General features: G+C 40.7%; 12 protein-coding genes. 1 reads left to right on the forward strand and 11 read right to left on the reverse strand.

Annotated features, from left to right (window positions below):
* Positions 1–181: 181 nt before the first annotated feature.
* The 10 genes from FFJ24_RS12740 to FFJ24_RS12785 all read right to left on the reverse strand — a co-directional run bounded on the left by FFJ24_RS12740 (position 182) and on the right by FFJ24_RS12785 (position 17,903).
* Positions 182–2,464: a prolyl oligopeptidase family serine peptidase gene (locus tag FFJ24_RS12740; RefSeq protein WP_138821848.1), complete on the reverse strand. Its 2,283-nt coding sequence runs from the start codon at positions 2,462–2,464 to the stop codon at positions 182–184.
* Positions 2,445–3,560: a DUF255 domain-containing protein gene (locus FFJ24_RS12745; protein ID WP_168202470.1), complete on the reverse strand. Its 1,116-nt coding sequence runs from the start codon at positions 3,558–3,560 to the stop codon at positions 2,445–2,447. The genes FFJ24_RS12740 and FFJ24_RS12745 overlap by 20 nt, the downstream gene beginning before the upstream one ends.
* A gap of 1 nt (position 3,561) precedes the next feature.
* Positions 3,562–5,901: a zinc-dependent metalloprotease gene (locus FFJ24_RS12750; protein ID WP_168202471.1), complete on the reverse strand. Its 2,340-nt coding sequence runs from the start codon at positions 5,899–5,901 to the stop codon at positions 3,562–3,564.
* 99 nt (positions 5,902–6,000) lie between these two features.
* Complete coding sequence (locus FFJ24_RS12755) at positions 6,001–8,460, reverse strand: zinc-dependent metalloprotease (RefSeq protein ID WP_138821851.1); 2,460 nt, start codon at positions 8,458–8,460, stop codon at positions 6,001–6,003.
* Positions 8,461–8,531: 71 nt separating this feature from the next.
* Positions 8,532–9,473 (reverse strand): putative zinc-binding metallopeptidase, encoded by a 942-nt coding sequence (locus tag FFJ24_RS12760; RefSeq protein ID WP_138821852.1) that lies wholly within the window; start codon positions 9,471–9,473, stop codon positions 8,532–8,534.
* 23 nt (positions 9,474–9,496) lie between these two features.
* Positions 9,497–10,999 carry a RagB/SusD family nutrient uptake outer membrane protein gene (locus FFJ24_RS12765; RefSeq protein WP_138821853.1) on the reverse strand — a complete coding sequence of 501 codons (1,503 nt, stop codon included), beginning with the start codon at positions 10,997–10,999 and terminating at the stop codon, positions 9,497–9,499.
* Positions 11,000–11,006: 7 nt separating this feature from the next.
* A complete protein-coding gene (locus FFJ24_RS12770; RefSeq protein WP_138821854.1) occupies positions 11,007–14,627 on the reverse strand; it encodes a SusC/RagA family TonB-linked outer membrane protein in 3,621 nt (1,206 codons plus the stop codon).
* A 158-nt stretch (positions 14,628–14,785) separates the two neighbouring features.
* Positions 14,786–15,946, reverse strand: a complete 1,161-nt coding sequence (locus FFJ24_RS12775) for a FecR family protein (RefSeq protein WP_138821855.1) — start codon at positions 15,944–15,946, stop codon at positions 14,786–14,788.
* Positions 15,947–16,261: 315 nt separating this feature from the next.
* Entirely contained in the window at positions 16,262–16,843 is a 582-nt protein-coding gene (locus FFJ24_RS12780; RefSeq protein ID WP_138821856.1) for an RNA polymerase sigma factor, read from the reverse strand.
* A gap of 694 nt (positions 16,844–17,537) precedes the next feature.
* The gene (locus tag FFJ24_RS12785; RefSeq protein WP_138821857.1) at positions 17,538–17,903 is read right to left on the reverse strand and encodes a helix-turn-helix domain-containing protein; all 366 of its coding nucleotides are present in this window, start codon (positions 17,901–17,903) and stop codon (positions 17,538–17,540) included.
* 100 nt (positions 17,904–18,003) lie between these two features.
* Here FFJ24_RS12785 and FFJ24_RS12790 point away from each other — a divergent pair, with 100 nt between their 5' ends.
* Positions 18,004–18,534 (forward strand): NAD(P)H-dependent oxidoreductase, encoded by a 531-nt coding sequence (locus FFJ24_RS12790; RefSeq protein WP_138821858.1) that lies wholly within the window; start codon positions 18,004–18,006, stop codon positions 18,532–18,534.
* Between the two features lie 1,656 nt (positions 18,535–20,190).
* Here FFJ24_RS12790 and FFJ24_RS12795 read toward each other — a convergent pair.
* Positions 20,191–21,492 (reverse strand): hypothetical protein, encoded by a 1,302-nt coding sequence (locus FFJ24_RS12795; RefSeq protein ID WP_138821859.1) that lies wholly within the window; start codon positions 21,490–21,492, stop codon positions 20,191–20,193.
* Between the last annotated feature and the right edge of the window lie 262 nt (positions 21,493–21,754).

A 21,754-nucleotide genomic window follows, 5' to 3' on the forward strand; every position in this document is an offset into this window, starting at 1 on the left:
CTGCTAATCGGATACCTAAGCTACAATCAGTATATCTTCACCGGATCCCGGCGGTTTATGATCCCGGCCAGTTTATATTTAGTAAAAAAGAGAATTAGCACTTCAAGCCAAACTAAAAACGGAGCGGTCATCCAACCAGCTCCGTCTGTCGTCATCCAAAACGAATAGCAAATGCTACCTTTTACTTTTTATTATTCGAACTGTCTTGTTCGATAAAATATTTTGCAAAATAGGCCCGCATGCGTTTTTCAAAATACAGTTTTGCAGGCCCCTCGTAATGGTGATCCTGCCCCGGCAGCACCATGAGGTCAAAATCTTTATCGGCCTTGATGAGCGCATCGACCATCCGGTAAGTATTTGCCGGATTTACATTTTCATCCACTTCGCCGGTTACCAGCATTAAATGGCCTTTCAGATTTTTGGCCAGATCTTCATTGATAGGCATTTTCTTTTCCAGCCCTTGGTAAGTTTCGCCCCAGGTGCGACTATATATCCTATTGTCGTGATTACCTGATGAGGCAACCCCGACTTTATAAAAATCAGGATATTTACACATGGCTGCAACGGTCATCATACCTCCGCCCGAATGGCCGAAGATTCCGACTTTGTTCATATCCATAAAGGGATGTTGTTTGGCCAGTTGCTCCAGTGCATATTGATCATCCTCGATAGCGTAATCGCGAAGATTACCATAACCATATTTATAATAGCCGGCATTGCGGATGGGCGAACCTCCCCTATGCCCAACGGCCACCACGATGAATCCCATCTGCGCCAAAGCAGCATTATTATATTTATCCAGCACAGTAAAATCGTTCCAAACGGTTTCAATCTGCGGCCCCGGGTAAACCTGCGAGATGACCGGATATTTTTTAGCCGGATCAAAATCGAAAGGCTTCCAGATTAATCCATACAGATCGGTTATGCCATCTTTAGCTTTTACGGTGAAAGATTCTGCATTTTTCCAGCCATAGCCATAGAGGTTACTTACATTTGGCTTTAATACTTCAGAAATGGTTTTACCGTCAATTCTACGCAGCACGGTTACTGGCGCCAGATCGATACGGGAATAGTTATCTACAAAATACTTCCTATCCGGCGAAACTGCAACCTGGTGGGTCGCATTTTCAGGGGTAAGCAACTGTTCGTTTTTACCGTTTAAAGCCTCCTTGTACAATAGGGCATAATAGGGATTAATGTTGCGCTGCTTGCCATAACCGTAGAGGTAAAGATTGCCCTTGGCGGTATCGATAGCCATGATTTTTCCGGCTGTAAAATTGCCCTGGGTAATGCGGTTGAGCAAATGGCCCTCGCCGTCGTAACGGTAGTATTGGCCCCAACCCGTTCGGTCACTCCACCAGATAATTTCCTTTCCACCTTTTATAATAGAAACATTAAAAAAATCTTCGTTAATAAAGGGCTTGCTGATTTCATGAATAATGGAGCGGACTTTTCCGGTAGCGAGGTCTACTGCACAAAGTTCCATTTCATCCCTGCTGCGCTTTCGTCTGATCACAAAAACTTCCTTTGTATTGCCCTGGGCTTCGCATACTTCCAACTGCTGATCCGGCCAGCGTTTCAGGTCTGCCTTTTTAAAAGAACCGTTTCCGGCATCGCCAATATAAAGTTCATACTGTGCTACATCCTTATCGCCCGGCAATTCATATTTATAGGTAGATATCCGGGGTCTTGGCGTTATCGCCGAGCTGATTACAGATAGGGTAGCTACTTTCCTGGTATCTACACGTAATGCATAAAAATAGTTGGCACCTAACCATTTTGCATTAGAAGGATAACTTTTATCTGTAGTGTATGTGCCCTTTTCATCTACACAAAATGAGAAATAAGGTTCAGCATCAAAACTCAACTGAAGTTCATTTTTCTTATCGGAGGTTGCAGCGAGGTACAAATTATGTGCTTTGCTGTAAAGCGCCCATTTGCCATCTGCAGAAACACCAAAACCGGCTATTTTTTTTAGTGGTGCTTTGTTAAGCTGTAAGGTTAGTTTTTTGGTTTCGTAGTTATAGTCATAAGTTTTTGTGCCATATTTTATGAGAACCGTTTTTTCATCTTCCGAAAAATTAGCCCAATAAATCACTTCTTTTTCTTCCACCATTTGCCCGGTGAATGCTTTTAATTGCTTCCGTATTTCAGGTTTATCAAACAAGGCCTGCTTTTTTCCTGTAGCTAAATTTACAATGTAGTGCGTATTCTTTTTGCCGGGAGCGACAAGAGAATCGCCAGACAAATACGGTTGTTTACCATTTAAAGCAGGCTCATCGGCCACAAACCAAAAATACCTGCCATTTTTAAGAAAGAATGGAATCACCTTAGTGGTACCAATCAGCTTACTTAAATTGGGCGCATCAAATTTTTGCGCAGCTTTATAATTAGCCTGCTGTGCAACTGCCGCTGCACTGCAAACCAACCATAAGAAAATTAAACTAATTGGCTTTTTGTGCATATCTCTCTTTCATGGACTTAAATAAACTTACTAAATAAGGATTACTTGAAGTTCTGGTGATTTCATCTGAAAGCTCGGCTATCTTTGGAAATGTATAACCTTTAGTACTTTTGGCAAACGTAACATAGTCAAATAAGATATGACGGTTGTCTTCAGAGAAAGAACCTAAATTTTTCAGAAACAAATTGGTAACTTCATCAATGTTTTTCTCTCCCGCGGCAATGGCAATATCCATCATCACCAACAATTGTTTTTTATCGGGCATTTCGGTATTGCGAATTTGCGCTTTATAGCGTTCGTAATCATTTTTATTGAAAGGTTTTACTTTAACATAAAAACCATTTAAAGTCCACGATGCAATTTGTCTGTATACCGAAGAAAGCTTTTGATCAACAGTATCTTTGGTGTTTTTGCCAACAAAATCTCTCCAATGTGTGGCCAGGTATTCGAAGTTAGGGCTTGAGAAATCAGAAAGGTACATGGTGTAGCGGTTTTGACCAAACAGGAACCAGTTTTCGGGACTGGCTTTTTGCTGGGGTGTTAAACTGGCCATCAGCTCGTCATTCAATTCTTTTGCTCTTGATTTTTCCATCACCTTAATTTTATGCCTGATGTATGCTCTCATCAGCTCTGGTGTGCGCTCTCCACTTTCGTAACGGGCGTTTAAATTAGCTTCGTCATTGTTGGCCGTTAATCCTTTATTTGCATTGGCTATGAAATCTTTCGCAGACATGCCGCCCACAAATTTATTCTTTGTTTTTCCTTCAGTATCTAAAATGAGGTAGGATGGATAAGCCTCAATGGTATACATTTTTTTAACCGATGGGCCCTCTCCCTTTTCCATATCTACTTTGATGTTGATGAAGTTTTCATTATAAAAATCGGCAACACTGTCCTGGGTAAATATATTGGCCTCCATTTGCTTGCATGGAATACACCAGGTGGTAAAACAATCTACAAAAACCGATTTATTTTCACTTTTGGCCTTCGCCAAAGCTTCTTTGAGGTTTAGCTTTTCAAAATGGATTTCTTTTTTCTGGGCGCTTACAGCCAGGCTTAAAAAAAGCATGGTTACTGCAACACTAATTCTTCTCATATTATCTGGCATTAGGTTCGTTATTCATTAACATCTTCATTAATTGAAAATGCTCCTTTGTTAAAGCATCATTATGGGTATTGGCCACCTGGTTAATGTGTTTACTTAAAGAAATACGGTAAGCATTTAAAACAATACCGATATCGCTTAAACCAGCATCGATTTTGTTTTTTGAAATTAAAGTCAGCAGGTTTTTGAGGTAGTTATATTGAATATTGCGCTGATAAGTGCTTAATGCAGTATTCGGGTTAAAATCTAAAAAGATATAATGATCGACCTGACTAAACAAGTCTTTCGTACCAAAAACATTTTTTTCTCCAGAATTTTCAGCTTCCAGAAGATTACTAAGCAAATCGGCAGTGGTAAGGTAATTGATAATTTTATTTGAAGTTTTTGAAACCAGTGTTTCGGTATTGGAGCCATCCATGGATTGTGCCCTGTCGTTTCTTGTCCATGCCGGCACTTCTTTTAACACATTTTGATATAAAAATTCGAAGGTGGCCAATTGCCTTGCCTTTGGCACATAAACGGCTGGTATACTGTTGTAACCCTTCATCACCACAAAACGTTGTTTACCCCCAATATTAGGTAAAACACTGGTGGCATACTGATCATAGGACATGATGAAATTGGCAGCAAGCAACATATAAGTCCCCCAGGTATCATCATTCATTTTGGACGCAATACCTTCCAGTTTCGGGTAAAAAGCTTTCAGGCGGTTAATGCCAATTTGCGCGGCTTCGATATTTTGCGATGATAAATCATTGGCCTGTGCATAAGGGTTGTTTTTATCTTCTGCCGAGTAGTAAAGTGCCGGATTTATCTTACCATCCTTTAAAAAGGTGGCTCCGTTGATCCCATCCTGAAACTGACGATAAGCCCAGTTGATCGCCAAATGATCATAAGCACCTAGCTGTGGTAAAAACAGTTTGCTATTGAATGCTTTTGATACAGGCGTCATCAAATAGTTAAACTCTAAATTATCGGTAATTGAGGAAGTAAATCCATGTTGCGCTACCCACTTTGGATCGCTTACCTGCTGCACATTATATGCAGTACTCGCAGCGTAATTAGGAAGCATTCCTAAAACTTCAGCCATGGCCTGGCTAACTTTAAATTTCAGAATATCCTGACGTACAGCTGGCGAAGAAGCATCCTTCTGGATACGTGGATCGTAAGCCCCGCATTGAACGAAATACTTTTGAAGCAGATCATCAATCATTAAATCACTAAGTGTTACTTTAGCTGTTTTTATTTCTGCTGTGCGTGGGTCTTCTACCAGATCTACAACTGCTTTTGGGGTTACCCCTGCCCAGGCTATTAATACGCTACCTTCTTCCATGGCCACCGGTTTACCGTTTTCAGGTAAAATAACCTTTATCGCGTTTTTAAATCCGGCACTTTCAAAACACTTATTCCAGGCCAAAACCCCATCTTTAACGGCATTGATAAAAAACTGCGGTACTGATGAGTGCAAATAAACCATTATAGGTTGCTGAGGCTCTACCAGATTACCCGCTTTATAACGGGCAGCGTCTTGTGGTTTTACCAGTAAGTTCCACTTTTTTATGATAGTAACTTTTTTTGCTGCATAACCGGCTAACCCAAAATCAGTAAACTGGCGGGTATCAAACCCGATACGTTTGTCGGCTGGTTTGATGGGCATCTGCGCTTCTGAAAGCTGCTGTAGCAACAGACCAAATTGCATGGTATTGGGCTGGTCTAAGGTTTTGCCATTATAATCACGTCCGGCATTGTTCTGGGTTCTGAGCACATTAAAAAAAACACCGTTTTTAACCGCTTCAACCTGTTCAACACCCGATCTGCCCGGATCTGGATTGGCCATAAGATTGTAGTTTTTGAAAGAAAAAAGTTCACCTCCTTCAATCAGTTGTCTGGTGATATCAATAATCACACTACCGGTATCTTTACCTAGAGCTTCTATTTTAAATGTAAAGCTAATGGGTTCGAGGATTGAGCCACTCAACAGGTTAGACATGGGTGCGTTATTCACAGCCTGTTCGCTATAATTATTTCTGGTTACATACAGGTTTTCTCCCTGGCCTTTCACAAACCTGAGGATACCTGATGATTTTGAGACAGCGGAAGAACCGAAACGAATATCTCCGGCTACCAGAATATCTTTATTCAATTGGTTTGGCCCAATCTGCAGGTAATATTTTTCATCCGCCTGGTAAACGGGAAATGTACCCGCTACCACCTGCTTTTTATCTTTGATAAATTTCTCGAAATCTAGTGAAGTACTTTGTTTTGGTTGCTGGGCTACCACTGTAAAAGTAATGGCCAAAGCCAGCAATACCATTGTTAATATTTTTTTCATCCGTATCATTCTGCTTTTTAATGAAGATGAAGCCACCATCATGATCAATTTTTTTTTAAATCATTGACGCTCCATCTGTTTATTTATATTGGCACTGTACTAACTTGCAGGTTTGCTCTCCTGCCATTGCTTTATCAATTCTGAAATGGCCCTCAAATGATCTTTTGACAGGTAATCGGTTTTGAGCTGTTGAGCGGCATCACAGGCTTTTTTAATTTTATCCAGTTGCAGTTTCATCAAAATAGCTTCATTATTTCCAAAACTTGCCGGGTTATATACCGAACCTAAAAGTTTGTTAATGTAATTCCGCTGCAACATTCTACGGTAATCGGAAATAGGTGCTGCCAAGCCCACATCGCCAAAAATGCCCTGATATAAGTCATCAAAAAACTCGTTAAGCGTATAAGGGTTTTGTCCTGTAATACGTTCGTTCTTCGAGATGGCAGAAAACTTGTAAAAAACTTTTCCTAAAAAGGCTTCATAATCAGCCTGTACTTCACCATCAAATACAAATCTTGTTTTATCGGTTATATTTTTGGGAAACAACCAGGTAGGTTCCTGAAAGTAATATGTATTGATAAAAGCCATAGCCTCTTTTTGCGTGGCACGGCCTACCGGCACGAAATTAGGTTTATCTTCTACCTTAAGCGCCTGATCGCCATACCTACCGCCAATATTTTTGACTACATGTGACAGGTATTCATTGTAACGGCTTGCAACAGAAGCGTGCATCCTTCTCATCATGCTGTAATTTTCGTCATCATCCTTCTCCAGCCAATCTTCCATATTATTCATGATGTATTTAAGATTTTTAATGCCTAAAGCACCGGCTTGCATGGCATTACTGCCCATATCTTCTGATTGTACGCGAGGATCGGAAAAATCTCCTTCGGGGAAATAAAACAAACGTACATCTTTACGTTTCTCTGTCACCCAGTTTTTCAGAAATTCACCTTCTTTATAAGCATTGTTAGGTTCAGGAAAATATTTGTATCCCCATTCAATCGCAAATTCATCATAAACACCAATTTTAGGATGAAGTTCTTCAGCGGTAAAACCATCTTCTGGCTGTACTACATAGTTAAATCTCAGGTAATCCATAATGGAAGCTCCAAAACCATTTTTGGCCACATAATCGCGTTTACGCACACTGTCTACATTGTAACTATGGCTCCCTGCAAAATCATGGCGAAGGCCTAAGGTATGGCCCACTTCGTGCGTGATTACGGTTTGTAACATACGCCCCATGATATCTTTTGCCAATGGAAGCTTACGACCTCTCTGATCGATTGCAGAACACATCACAAAGTACCAGCGCTGCATTAAATCGGTAATGTTATGGAAAACGGCCACGTGCGAACTCAGAATTTGACCAGAGCGCGGATCAATCACCATCGGTCCGTAAGCATTTGCAGTAGTAGAGGGTTTATAAGAAATTACAGAATAATTAATGTTATCCATCGAAAAATCAGGATCTTCTGCTGTGGTAGGTGCCATTTTAGCCACAATGGCATTTTTAAATCCTATTTTTTCAAAAACCTTTTGCCAGGCATCTACACCGGCAATAAAATATGGCTGTAAATATTCAGGTGTGTTCCTGTCTACATAAAAAACAATGGGTTTTGCAGGTTCAACCAGCTCACCACGCTTGTATTTTTCCACATCCTGTGGTTTAGGCTCTATTTTCCAACGGGTTGCCAAGCCACGCTCTTCCAGTTTAAGCGGATTGCTCGAATAATCATTCAATCCACGCGCAAAATAACCTACCCTTTTATCAGCAAAACGCTGGCGCATAGGTATGGCCGGTAGCAGATACCAGCTTGCACCTACTTCCCATGCCGTTGGCCCGTTTTGGGGAACGCCCGGGTTTTCCTGTGGTTGCTGAGGTTCAACCGGTGCATCGCCCGAATTGGGCTTTTGGGTTAGCGCCCCCGGTAAATAATTACGCAATGAACGGAATACCAGGTTATTTTTATAAACGGAGATGCCAGTTAATTTTGATAAGCCCGCCTGGTAAGGCCCCAGGCCTAATTCTTCTTTTGCACCACTTAACGATAAGATGGGCATGTCTGCATTAATAGCCGGCGTAATATCAATCATCACCGCATCTGCATCTTTAGCAACCGGTGCAAAAGACATGATAATCGGCGTTGGCCTGGAGGTAATAGTATTATAAAAAATGCTGTTGGTTCTAGGTGCGTTATAAAACTGTGACTGTTCCATATTGATTGCACCTTTTTTATTCCTGTTAAATTTAAAGACGGCTTCGTGCACCACGTCTCCTGCAAAGCCAAAACGCTTTCTCGAATCTCTGGCTACCTGTGCCGAACCTCTATTGATGACAATCATGGCCAGAATATCCCTGTTTAACAACGAATCCTTCAGTTCGAGGAAATACTTATCATTCTGCTGATAAATATTGAAAACACCTTTATACGAAATCGCATTCTGTTTTAGAAATGTGCTGATAGCCGGTGGCGATTGCGCTTCCTTTTGCGCCATTAAACTGGTGCTTAGGCAAAGATTACCCAGCAGCAACAACTTTTTTAATAGTTTCATTCATTTTTGTTAAAAGCACTGCTTGTTATTTTTTTACAAACAGTGCTTAATTGATAATAGAGTTGGTTAGCCTAGAGGCCCCTGGTTGCATTTCCGATCACTTGAAGATCGACACCATATTCATTGATAAAATAGTTTCTAACAATGTTATATCTCCTTTTTATCTGGCCTGCAGTATCTTTTGTAGCATTAAGCATTCCAGCTGGCGTGCTGTCTGTATTTGCTACAGACGCGTTTAACTGCGGGGTAGAATAAGTAACCATTGCAGTGATATAGGCGTTCCAATCCAGCTGGGCAGAAATGTTTGAAGTGCCCATGATTATCCCCCTGCTATATGCCTGTGAGAGGGAACTTACATTGCTCATATAATCAGCACTACTGGCAAAGTCTGAAGATGGTGCAGATAATCCCCTGGCAAAAATGCTTTGCATGAAGATGAGATTCACCTTATAAATAAAGGCGCGCTGTTCAGCGGCAGTCATGGTGCTTACAGTTGCATCCCCATAATTCACCTGAATGTTATCGTAATTGTAAAAAGCAGCTACTTTTTTCGTTCCTTTCGAAGCAGTAATTATTGGCGTAAAAATATAAGTGGTAAAAACAGAATCAACCTTTTTACAAAGCATGATCTTTACCGGGAGAAACTGTTTGAGAAATTTATCTGTGTAAAAATCAAACCATTTACTTTTGATCAGCGCGAGCTGAGGTGCCACGTATGCCGGGTCGGATGGTTCCACTTCTGCACCAGGAGACCATGCCCCGTTTGTTGACACCGGTTTTTTCCAGCCGGTTGGCGTCCAATACACATCCTTTTCAGAGAATTTGTATAACATATATGTGCCGTAAGCATTATAATAGTTTACTATTGTCTGATCAAATGCATTATTTCCCTGAGGAACTTTATAAGTATCATCTATACCAGAGGGTATAAGTTGCTCATCTTCTTTTTTACAAGAGGCGATCGAAATTGCCAGCATTAGGGCAAATAAGATCAAAAAATTCTGTTTCATCATTTTTTTATTTTGGTAAATGATTGCTATTTCGGGTTTTGAGAAAGATCAGGATTATTATTCAAGGCGTTAAATGGAATCGGGAGGGCATAAAGTGAACTGTTTGCAGGCAGCGTATAAACAGTGGATACGCCATCAGCGCCGGTAAAATTATGCGTCACCGGAATGGCCCATCGTCTGATATCCTGCCATCTGGAGTTATTCTCCAAAGCCGTCTCCCTTCTGCGTTCTTGCTGATAAAAATTTAAAAGCGCCTGTCCATCCGTAATTGATACCGGGATATATGCGGTATTTCTGGTATCATAGCGATTACTTCTTAAGTAATTAAGGTCAGTGAGCGCTTTAATCCGATCGGCATCATTCCCCGTTAGTATGAACCTTCTGATTAAAGCTTCTGCCCGGTTGAGGTATACTTCAGACACGCGGAATCCGGTACTTCCACCCACAGAATTTGCAGAAGATTTAGCCGATGCATACGGTGTAGAACCATTTTTTGTAAAATACATCTGATAGCGTAAATCTCCATAGTTTGAACTATTTGGTCCTTGTTCGTAAAGTGATGCTAAAGCTTGCGATGCACTAAATGGAGGTAAAGAACCTGTAGTTAAAGCTGCAAAATATGTCACATCCAACCTGGAGTTCCCACCGTGTACCCATAAAACTTCCACATTCCCCGGATCAAAAATACCTGTACCTGAAATCGCGTTGGTTGCGGTAAAAAACGTTGTTAACGGTGTGAGGGTACTCCGCTCTGCCAAAACCAGCTCTGCATAACGGATTACTTGATCTAAATCTTCATTTCTGCCCTTTAAAAGATAGAATCTTGATAAAAATGCATTTGCCGCTGGCGCCGTAATTCTATATGGAGTTGTGGCTACACCATTATTCTTCAAAAGATCAGCAGCTTCCAGCAAATCTTTTTCAATCTGGTCATAGGTTTGTTTTAGTGTTGGCCGAGGAAGTCCGCCATCCCTTATCTGACTGCTTATGATCAATGGAACACCCAATGCAGTTTCGGGATTAACACCATTACCGCTATATGGTAAACTGTAGGTGGTAACCAATTTAAAAAGGTAGTATGATCTTAGAAACAGACACTGTCCCTTAATAAAATTCTTTGCTTGCTCCGTACCAGAAACATTGGCTAACTGATCGAGTACAACATTACATCCTTTAATTTTACTATAACAGTTCTCATACAAATTTGCTCCAGCCGGTATAATACTGCCAGCATCGAACATGTTCGGATTAAAGGTGAACATTGCAAGGCCATTGTTAAATGGTGTTACATAATTGGGAACAGGTGCACCATTAGCATTCGCAAGTCCGTTACTTTGCACATCATCGGTTAACAGATCTAAATTATCAAATCTCGTGCTGTATGGGTAAGCATCGCTATACATTAGCGCAGTAAGATCATTAGTTGTACTCGGACGCATCTCGTCCTGACTATACTCTGTTAGAAATTTTTTACATGAACCTAATACTGCACATAACAATATCAGGAAATATATCATCAACTTTTTCATATACATGTTATAAACTTAAGTTCAAATTAAAAGTAAATGTTCTGGTTCTGGGTTGCTGTCCGGTAGCTACCTCTGCATCAAGCCCATTGAAATCTTTACTATTAATGGCAAAAACATTAGATATACCCGCACCAACATTAATGTTCTTGGTTTTTAACCGTTGCACTACAGAAGCGGGAAGCGTATAACTTAAATTGATATTATTGCAACGTAATGCAGTGGCACTAACTACCCGAGCGGTACTATAATTGTACATTTCAAATGGTGTTGGAGCCGTTCCTCCAGAACTAGGTGTTCTTCCTGGCAAACTCACCGTAGGAACTGAACTATCTGGTAACCGTGGTACGCTACCATTTGGATTAGACGTAGACCAGCGATCTAACAGCTGACGTGATAGGTTCTGATATTCTGTAGGAAGATTATTTACGAGTGTATACAATGGAGACAGAAACTTCTTACCGCCAACCTGCAGGTAAAAGCTCGAACTTAATGTTAACATTTTATACCGAAAATTCATCCCCAAACCAGATGTAAAGTCAGGATCCAGCTTACCTACATACTCCATATAAGAAGTTGGATCTTGAGGATCTGCATTTGGTTTTAGAGACAGGTCGAAAGTTGGATAGCCATTTGATGGATCTATACCGGTATATTTAAATGCATAAAATCCAGATACCGGCCTGTCGAGCGCAGTTAGCGTTCCGGTAACTGCTGTTCTCCAGCTCACCAGCTGAGGGCTTACTTTTACAACACTGTTCATATTTTTTGAAGTGTTCAATGTCACGTTCCAGCTGAAATTTTTAGTACGTACCGGAACGAAGCTGGCCGCAACTTCATAGCCTTTGTTGTTGATGGCTCCTCCATTAACGAGTGTACTGGCAACTCCATATTCTAAAGGTACGCTCAGACTGGTAATCAGTTCGCGTCCTCTTTTATTGTAATATTCAAATGATCCGGTTACCTTATTGCTGAATAAACTGAAATTAAGCCCTAAATTCATGCTCGCATTTTGCTCCCATCTCAAATCTCCATACGGTAAAGAACTAATGGTAAGTAAACTTTCACCTGTAAAGGTATCTGTAGCACTGGCGGTTGCACCTGTAGGTGTTTTAATAATTAAATCGGGGCTTACATTTGCAGCGATGTTTCTCTGATAGCCAAAAGTACCGCTAATGCTCAGATCGGATAGCCAATATGATCTGTTAAACCATTTTTCATTCGCAACATTCCACTTCAAACCTCCAGCCCAAACCGGATTAAATTTTTCACCGGTAAACTGTCCGAAACGGTTTGAACGGTCATTCCTAACACTGGCATTTACTACATAACGGCTATCAAAGGTATAACTAGAAGTAAGATAAAGCCCCATTGTATTCGCTAGTCGGTCTGTTATTTTCGGAGAAAATTTGGTTGGATAATCACTAATCGTCGTAATAGTACCTAATGTGGTACTTGTTGGTAAAGTTGCGAATGATTTACCTCGATCTCTCAGGTATCCTAAAGTGGTATTGGTGTAGCCCAGATATTTTGTACTGTTTAATTCATAGCCAAACATAAAGTTTACTACATGTTTCTTGTTGAATGCCTTACTGTATGATAAGCTATTTCTCCAATTCCATACGGTACTGGTTGCCTGATCTATATTATATTCGCCCCCTACCGGCAATTTACTCTGCTTATAACCTGCATCTGTCGGTTTAAAAGCGCCATAATTATAAAATCTGTATTGGCGGGCTACATATTCCGTTTGCTCTGTTGCGTAAGATTCGCCGACAGTAGAACTTGAACTGTAACTATATAAGGATTGGAAATTAAGACCCTCAATAATTTTATAATTCGCATTAATAAAGGTATTAACAGTTAATACCTTATTGCTATTACCGGTCTGATCTCTTTCATTAAGGATATTAAAAGCATAACCAGAAACATTCGGATAAAACACCAGACTACCATCAGGATTAACGGCTCTTATCGCCCGGTTTGTACCTTTAGCATAGTTGTACGGATCTACCTGGTAAAAAGAATTAACCTGGTTTTTTGATGCTGAAAGGCTGGCATCAATGGTTATTTTTTCTGAAAGCTTGGTATTAACGGAAATTTTTCCTGTTATACTGGTAGCGTCATTTCCTCTGGCTGTACCGGCTGAATTGTTATATCCAAAAGATGAATAATAGCGTGTATTAGGACTGCCTCCAGAAATACTTAAGTTGTGTCCATTACTAAATGGTACGCGATAAAGTAAATCAAACCAATCGGTATTGACTGTCTCCATATCTTTCACCCTCGCATTAAACTCATCAGCAGATATTGTTTTTTTAAATAAGTAATCGTTCAAAGCACCTGCATAACCTACTGTACTATTTGCATAAGTAGAGGTTAAACCATTGGTAAAGATTTCTCTTGATACCGCTACCCGTTCTTTAGAATTCATTAAATTCAATTTGTCAGCAGTCACTTTTTCAGTAGTACTGAAGTTTGTGGAATAGCTGATTACAGGCGGACCAACCCGGCCTTTTTTAGTCGTGATCACAATTACACCATTACCGGCCCTGATACCATATATTGCGGTGGCAGAGGCATCTTTTAATACTGTAACATCTTCAATATCCATTGGATTTAACCAGCGGATCGAATTACCTACAAAATTTCTTATAAAATCTATATTATCAGCGTTTATCTCGCCATTAGCATTAAGACTTTGTGCCTTAAATGGCAATGGTTCTTCCTGAATCACACCATCAACTACCCAGATCGGCTCCTGCGAACCCGATAAGGTAGAAGTTCCACGTACCCGTACAGTTTGCTTGGTTCCGGTAAGACCACTGGTGTTGGTAACTACCAAACCGGCAATTTTGCCTTGTAGCGCCTGCTCAATAGTATTTACGCCGTTTAAATACAAATCTTTGGCATTTACTGAAGCAGTAGATCCTACTACATCCGATTTTTTCAGTATCTGGTAACCTGTCACCACCATTTCTTCCATTTCTTTCACAGCTTCTGTGAGGGTTACATTTAAATTCTGGAGGTTGTTTACAGCGATCTGTCTGGACTGCATACCGATATAAGAAAAAATCAGCGTGGCTCCTTTTTCATCCAATACTTCAATCCAGTAACGCCCCTCTTTGTCAGTTACTGCCCTTACATTTGTTTCCTTAGATAATACGGTTACGCCTGGCATCGGCCGACCATCCGGGCTGGTTACCTGCCCAGCTATCGAACGGGTTTTCATCGACACTGAAACTGATGAACTCTGGAGATTTTCCAAAGTTTCCTTCTGCTTCACAACAATGGTTTTATTTTGAATAGAATAACTCAACGGCTGATCTTTAAAACAAGCCGCCAGGGCATTTTCTAATGGTGCATTTTTTAAATTGATGGTTACAGGTTTTGCTTCGCTGATGTGCCTGGAGGTGTATACGAAATCGTATCCTGTTTGTTTTCTGATTTCCTTAAATACATCAACAATTTTGGCATTACTTTTTGAAAGAGTAACAGTTTGCGCCTGGCTCTTACCTGACTGAAAGACAAAAATGGCAAACAAAAGCACTACTACCTTCGTTATAAAGCCCATATTTTGCCCGGAACAACAAGCACGTAGCTTATCGCCCATTGAAATGGATTTTTTCATACATTTGAATTGAATACCAATTGCGAGCGCAATGGTATCCTGGTTTGTTTGGTTGTTTGGTTTAGTTGAATATCATTCTTCATTTATACCGCTCCAAATTTACTGCCGGGGGTGCTTCGTCCCACCTCCGGTTCTTTTCAGAACGTGTTTGTGTACAATTATGGCATCACGATTACCCTCCTTCCTTCAATTTTGAAATGTACTCCACCGGTTTCTTCAAGCGATGAAAGTACATCATGTAAGGGTTTATTTCGGGAGATGGCTCCACCGAAGCTTTCTTTTGTAACCGGTCCGCTGTAAACTACTTCTACATTATACCACCTGGCAATATCCTGCATAATCCGTTCTATCCCCTCATTGGTAAACTGAAAATTTCCGTTCTTCCAGGCAATAGCCTCTTCTACGTCAACCTTATTCACATTTATAAGGCCATTCAGGGCAGTTGCCTGCTCGCCAGGAACTAACTTTCTGGTGTTATTACCATCAACAACCCTTACGCTGCCCTCAAGCAATGTTGTTTTAAGTGATGGCTCACTGTTGTAAGCCCTTACATTAAAGTGGGTACCCAGTACCTCGATAGATTTATCGTTAACGGTAATGATAAAAGGCTTTCTTTTGGTAATGCCATTAACAGCCGTACTTACTTTTGCTACTTCGAAATAAGCCTCGCCCTGTAGTTTCAAACGCCGCTCCGGGTTTGATAAAAAGTTTGCAGCAAGCAAAATACTACTTGATGCATTAAGCCAAACCTTAGTACCATCTGGCAGTTCTACCTGGTAAGTACCTCCATTTGGTGTTTTAATCTCCATTTCTTTCGTTACAACACTGGTTTTGTCTAAAACGATGCTACTTCCATCTATATATTCCAGATCATCAGAATCAATTTTTAAACCGAGCTTAGTGCTACTTAACTGCAAAATTTTACCATTGGAGAGTTTCAAAGTGGCCATATTTGTTCCCGGCAAAATCACGGCTTTAGTTTTTCCAGGCGCATTGAGCAAGCTAAACCAACCCGATTGGTAAGCAAGAAATCCAAAAGCGAAAACCAGTATGGCTGCTGCACTTTTAAACCAAATGGGAAAAAGTTTAGATGTTGAAGGTTTTATTTTTTCATCTTCAAGCCCAACGCTTATTTTGGAATAAAGGCTTTTTTCCAGCTCATCAAAACTGGTATAATCCGTTTCCCGAAGATCCAGCTCTTCATCATTAAAAGAAGAATACCATTGCTCGTAGAAGACCTTTTCTTCTTTCGTAACGGTTCCGTTTTGCCACTTGTAGGCAATTTCTGGTATCGGGTCGGTTTTGTCGCGTTGATTCAATTTGTAGGCTGGTTTAGCATATAGTCACACCAACAAAGCCTTACCCTACATTGAATTTAAAATAAATTTTTAGCGTGTGTTTAAGAATTAAATAACATTATTCTGTATATCAGTCTGAGCGTAGTCGAATACCATTTAAACGCATTAATAAAGCAATCGACTACGCTACCATAAACAGAATCCATTAGCACGGTCGTAGAATTGCAACTCCAATCGTCATTTCCGCGCAGGCGGAAATCTTAAAGCGCTTGCATTAAGATTCCCAATCCGGGTTGGGAATGACGATCTCGCGCAGCCTACCATTAAAACAGGCTCTTATTTTGACAGCAGATACAAAATTAATGGCAATCCCGCGCCTAATTTATCCTTCAAAATTTTAAGCGCCCTGGTAATGTGCGCTTCAACTGTTTTTTCAGAGATATCCAATTCTTCGGCTATTGCTGTATTTGATTTGTAGCCTTCCCTGCTCATTTTGAAAATCAGGCGGCATTTAACCGGAAGTTCATTAATATGTTTATCTAATTCCTGCCTCAGTTCACGTTCAGAAAACCACAGTTCCGTAGTATCGATCCCCTGTTCCGGAATGTCCTCCAGCGAATTTCTTTTCTCCGCATTAAAATATCCCCTGCTTTGTTTGTTAATCACCTGATATTTTGTTGCTGCACTGAGGTAGGTGTGAAGGCTATACCTGATCTGCAGATTAGAACGCCGTTTCCAAAGACTTAAAAACACTTCCTGTACCACTTCTTCGGCTTCAGCCTGGTTAGCGAGGCGATGATACGCTACAGAGAATACTTTATCCCAAAACCTGCGGTACACCTCGGTAAATGCACCCTGATCACCACTTTGTAAATGGGAAATTAGCTGGGTATCCGTAAAAGATTCATAGCTACTCATGGCTTTAGGGAAAGTTTTAGCAAATTAACTTATAAAACATCAAAAATCAACATCGCTACCTGTTATTTAGCCAAATTAGGATACCGGAGATGGAGCATCTTATCAAGTGGTAAAGACATTATTATTGATAAATACGAAAATGAGCACCTGCTGGCTCTAAAAAGACTTTTTTTTGATACAAATCCTGCTATTCAATAATTCAATCAATGCTCATGTAAATTTATTTGATAAGAGCCTGTTTAAAATCAGATAAAATTAATTCGTATGTCAGCTTGAGGGATCATTTATTTTATAAAGATCAATACGAGTTACAATATAATTTGATGGAAATAAATCTCCCCGAGGAATCGTCATTGCGAGGAGGAACGGCTAAGCAATCTTACAACGATCGCTACCTGCTTGTGCATTAAGATTACTTCGTGCCTCGCAATGACGACCATTTTATTGGAGTCTGTCTATGATAACCTGTCGAAGGGCCTGTTTTAAATGTCTTACAAGGCGTTTCGACGACCTGTCCCGATCATTGGGAGGCTCGACGTAACAATTCGATTGAATTACAATTTATAGATACAGCCTCATTTCAAAGCATTCATAAAAGCAATCCATTATGCTCAGCGTGAAAGCTAAATGCCAGGTAACATTTGCTGTAAAAATTTAAACAGACTTTAAACTCACGAAGTTTTAATAAACCAGGTCAAAATTCCCCTAACAAATTTTTATGTTTTACGCCCCAGCTTTCGAGTTCATTAATAATCGGTCTCAATTCCAGGCCAATGGCGGTTAGTTCATATTCCACCCGTGGCGGAACTTCGGCGTAGATGGTTCGCTTAACAATTTTATCTGCTTCTAATTTGCGTAGCTGTAAGGTGAGCATTCGTTCGGTAATATTGGGCAATTTTTTTTTTAACTCTCCAAATCTGAGTTTACCATTCATTAACCACGAACAGATCACCAAAGCCCATTGTCCGCCGATGATGTTGGCCGTATAAACTTCTAAACACTCATCAGCTAAAGCTTGTTTGTTAGCATAGTTGGTAGAGGTTTCCTTGATCTTAGACATACTTACATTTTTTATAGTACCTAACAATTGGTGGCTAATGTACAAAATAAGCGGTTATGCATCTATTTTTGTCATTATAATCATCAAAATTTGTAAAAAAATGAAAACATTAATCGTAGTCACCCATCCCGATATTAAAAATTCTGTAATCAACAAACGGTGGATTGAAGAGTTAGATAAATACCCCGATAAATATCTGGTCCATCAACTGTATGAGGCATATCCTGATGAAAAGATTGATGTATCAGCAGAACAAAAGCTGGTTGAACAGCATGATAAAATTGTATTCCAGTTTCCCTATTATTGGTTCAATTCTCCTTCACTTCTAAAAAAATGGATGGATGAAGTACTCACCCATGGATGGGCCTATGGCAGCAAAAGCGGTTATAAATTGGCTGGCAAAAAAATCGCCCTGGCCATTTCATTGGGCGTTGAAGAACACGAACTGCGTCCATCAGAAAAGTATAAGTATACATTAGCAGAATTAACCCGTCCGTTCGAACTTTCTTTTGAATATGTAAAAGCCGATTACCAACCCCCATTTGCTTATTATGGAATGGAGTATAACACGTCGAAAAAATGGATAGAAGAAAGCGTTCCTTTATATTTAGATTTTTTAGATTCGTTGTAAAGATTAAGCTAATATTTAACCGCGAAGAGCACTAAATTTTTACCACCGAGCGCACTGAGTTTCACACAGAGGGACACAGAGAGTGGTATAGACTTTTAGGCACTCAGCTCTGTGTACTTAGCGTCCTTTCTCTGCGAACTTTGTGGTAAAAAAGATGTTATTTGTTTTTTCTTAACCGCAGAGGGCACAAAGTAGGTCGCAAAGCACGCGAAGTAAAATCAGTCGTCCTTTCGACTGGAGCGCAGCGGAATGGAACGTAGTCCCGAACGTTCGGGAGAAAAATCTTTGAACGATGTTAAAAGATCTCTCCACTGCGGTCGAGATGACGACCCAACGTCCCCCTCATAGTTTCAAAAAAATCAATACATGAATATTATTTCCGCACCATGCGATCTGCAACCTGCTATCCGGCCTCGCAGATTTTCGCCGGAAAAAGCACGGAAATCTTTGCAGTCCCCCTCATAACCCCACAACCCAAGGCAGGATCAAAGCGAGAGCGGTGGAATAAAGCAAGGGCTAAGAGCCTCGATCCTGCCGCAAATAAGATTTCCGTAGCTTTTTACAAGAATTGCGCAGCAATCTTTTATACCTATAAAAAACAATATGACCACATAAAAAACGGATGCAAGCCTTTCAGTTATGCCTTTGTGTTTGTTGTTTTCAACGGCAGGCATGCTTTCGCTGCGCTCAGGTTTGTTACTTTTGGGCCAAGCCAACCTGCGAAGCAAGCTTGAAGGCCAATAAAAGCATAAACAAAAACTGAAAAAAGGTAAGAGCCCGTCGGCGGCGGTATACCTGTATCGATTTTCATCGGTAGCCGAGGCAAGACTGAGCAGGTGGGCAAAACCTACAATTGTCATTCTGAACGCAGTGAAGAATCTCAGTAAAAGATCCTTCGTGCCTCAGGATAACAGAAAATTGTTAGAAGCAAAAACGATGGAGTCACTGCCATATCAATCGCAGATAACCCATAGTAGTAAGATTGCTTTCCCGAAAGTTCGGGACAGGCTATCGGCTGAAAAAGCCTCATCGCAATGACGAATTTATTGTTGTAATAGAATGACGACCGTATTAGCGCCTTAAACCCCTATCCGCCTATCGGCACCTTTCCCCTAAAAGGGAAAGGACAAAAAACAAATTATCGCACCCTGCAATATGCTCCCTGCTACCTGCATCCTGCTATCTGTACCATGCTACCCGGCCTCGCAGATTTTCGCCGGAAAAAGCACGGAAATCTTTGCAGTCCCCCTCATAACCCCACAACCCAAGGCAGGATCAAAGCGAGAGCGGTGGAATAAAGCAAGGGCTAAGAGCCTCGATACTGCCGCAATTAAGATTTCCGTAGGTTTTTACAAGAATTGCGCAGCAATCTTTTATACCTATAAAAAACAATATGACCACATAAAAAACGGATGCAAGCCTTGATTTTTGGTTACCTTTTTATCAAGAAAAAGGTAAGAGCCCCTCGGCGGCGGTGAGCCGAGGCAAGACTGCGCTGAGGAGAAAAAATCTTTTTAATTGTCATTCTGAACGCAGTGAAGAATCTTTCAATCAAAAGATCCTTCGTACCTCAGGATGACAAATTCTAAAATAAAATGGCGTACAATTCCTAGCGAGTGCATTAAGATTGCTTCGTACCTTATAATTACGATCGTGTTAGTGATACAGCCCCCTCTTCACCTCATACCACCTCTCAATCCCCTCAACATACCCCTCAAAAAAATCCTTATAATACCCTTTAATCACCTGCACCTTAAAATTTACCCTACTAAAAAACCACACCAGTTTATAATCCATTTCCGCTTCAAGCAAATACCATAAATACGGTTTAACCCGATCGCAAACCAAAAACAGCGCAATGCTATCGCTACTTAATTTTAATAGCTTCCCTTTCACCCTAATCTTCAATTCCAGTTCATAATAATCGCCCTCATCCCTTAACACGAAACTCAAAACAGGTACCTCCATCGAAAATTCAACCAGCTTCATATCCCGCATTACAGGTTTGCCGGTAACATTGCGCAGGCCATAAGTATAAAAGTAATGTGTAAAACGCTGTTGCATCAATAGCGGCAAAGCCTTGTTCCATAACTTCAAAAGCGCCAGCTGGTTAGCATCGTTAAGTTTATGGGTTTCGGCTACCTTTTCGGGCAGGTGGGCGTTTGCGTTAAAGCGTATGGCAGCAATCTCTTTCATGGCGAAGCAAATGCTGTTCAGTTCCTCCTGTTGAGGCGAGAGGCTTATACCATCCACATCGTGCGGATTAAACACGAAACGCTTAAAAGATTTTACCGTTTTAAGGTAGGCCGTGGCCGCGAAAACATAGGGAATTAAAAAAGGATAATGGTTGCTGTGGAAATTCTGCAGATCGGTATTGGCGAAACAATAGCCAATGCTAACCGGTGCCAACCTTGCCATAGCCTGTTTATCCACTAACCTTTCACGTGGTACTACCGCGCGTTCCGTAACATCAGGCAAATTATCGCCAGGCCTAAACAAACCGCTAAACTTTTTCTTAAAGGTAATGGTAATACCGCCCGGTTTCTTCACCACATCTACATATCCCGACCGCCTGTTGCCCAAAGCAAAACATTCGGGCCAGTAATATTCCTGAAAATCGCAGTAACCACTCCGCATCATGGCGCGCAAAGTAAGGTAAGCATAACGCCCAAGGTAGCTTTCATCCGTATCCACACTACAGCTCACCAACAGGTTATCGTATTCTACCACGATATAAACCCTTGCTTCTTCCCCTCCCAATTTAACATGAACGGTTAACAAACCCTGATCAAAAGAAAGCGATTGTATAACCAGCGGCGCAGGCTTTTCACCTACACTAAATGCGCTAGCGATCTCCTCCAGCACCGCTAACCTTAATACCCTGCTCCCTTTTTCAAAAGGCAGTTTGTAAAACTGCGAAAGTGGTTTCCCTGAAATGGTAATGGATTTAGCTTTCATACTCGTATGATTTTACGAGTCTTGTGGTATAAAGAAACACTATAGCTGGGCTCTAAATACCATCTACCGGGCTTCTCACGGCCTTGCCAACGGAATTACAATAGAGCCCATGATGCTATAGTGCGCACTAAATTACGCAAAATATCACCATAGGCATTAATCTATTGTCTCGTTGGCTGTTTACTGTGAGAATTTGGTAGCCGAGACTCTTTATTAACACCTAATTTATATACGAATATAACAATAAAAGTTTAGATATTCT

Origin of the sequence: Pedobacter sp. KBS0701 (genome assembly GCF_005938645.2) — a bacterium.
In the GTDB taxonomy this organism is placed as follows: Bacteria; Bacteroidota; Bacteroidia; order Sphingobacteriales; family Sphingobacteriaceae; genus Pedobacter.

What these genes read in the sequence shown, in the direction of transcription:
- FFJ24_RS12740 (WP_138821848.1), bottom strand. Translation starts at nt 2,464, where the DNA reads ATGCACAAAAAGCCAATTAGTTTAATTTTCTTATGGTTGGTTTGCAGT.
- FFJ24_RS12745 (WP_168202470.1), bottom strand. Translation starts at nt 3,560, where the DNA reads ATGAGAAGAATTAGTGTTGCAGTAACCATGCTTTTTTTAAGCCTGGCT.
- FFJ24_RS12750 (WP_168202471.1), bottom strand. Translation starts at nt 5,901, where the DNA reads ATGAAAAAAATATTAACAATGGTATTGCTGGCTTTGGCCATTACTTTT.
- FFJ24_RS12755 (WP_138821851.1), bottom strand. Translation starts at nt 8,460, where the DNA reads ATGAAACTATTAAAAAAGTTGTTGCTGCTGGGTAATCTTTGCCTAAGC.
- FFJ24_RS12760 (WP_138821852.1), bottom strand. Translation starts at nt 9,473, where the DNA reads ATGATGAAACAGAATTTTTTGATCTTATTTGCCCTAATGCTGGCAATT.
- FFJ24_RS12765 (WP_138821853.1), bottom strand. Translation starts at nt 10,999, where the DNA reads ATGAAAAAGTTGATGATATATTTCCTGATATTGTTATGTGCAGTATTA.
- FFJ24_RS12770 (WP_138821854.1), bottom strand. Translation starts at nt 14,627, where the DNA reads ATGAAAAAATCCATTTCAATGGGCGATAAGCTACGTGCTTGTTGTTCC.
- FFJ24_RS12780 (WP_138821856.1), bottom strand. Translation starts at nt 16,843, where the DNA reads ATGAGTAGCTATGAATCTTTTACGGATACCCAGCTAATTTCCCATTTA.
- FFJ24_RS12785 (WP_138821857.1), bottom strand. Translation starts at nt 17,903, where the DNA reads ATGTCTAAGATCAAGGAAACCTCTACCAACTATGCTAACAAACAAGCT.
- FFJ24_RS12790 (WP_138821858.1), top strand. Translation starts at nt 18,004, where the DNA reads ATGAAAACATTAATCGTAGTCACCCATCCCGATATTAAAAATTCTGTA.
- FFJ24_RS12795 (WP_138821859.1), bottom strand. Translation starts at nt 21,492, where the DNA reads ATGAAAGCTAAATCCATTACCATTTCAGGGAAACCACTTTCGCAGTTT.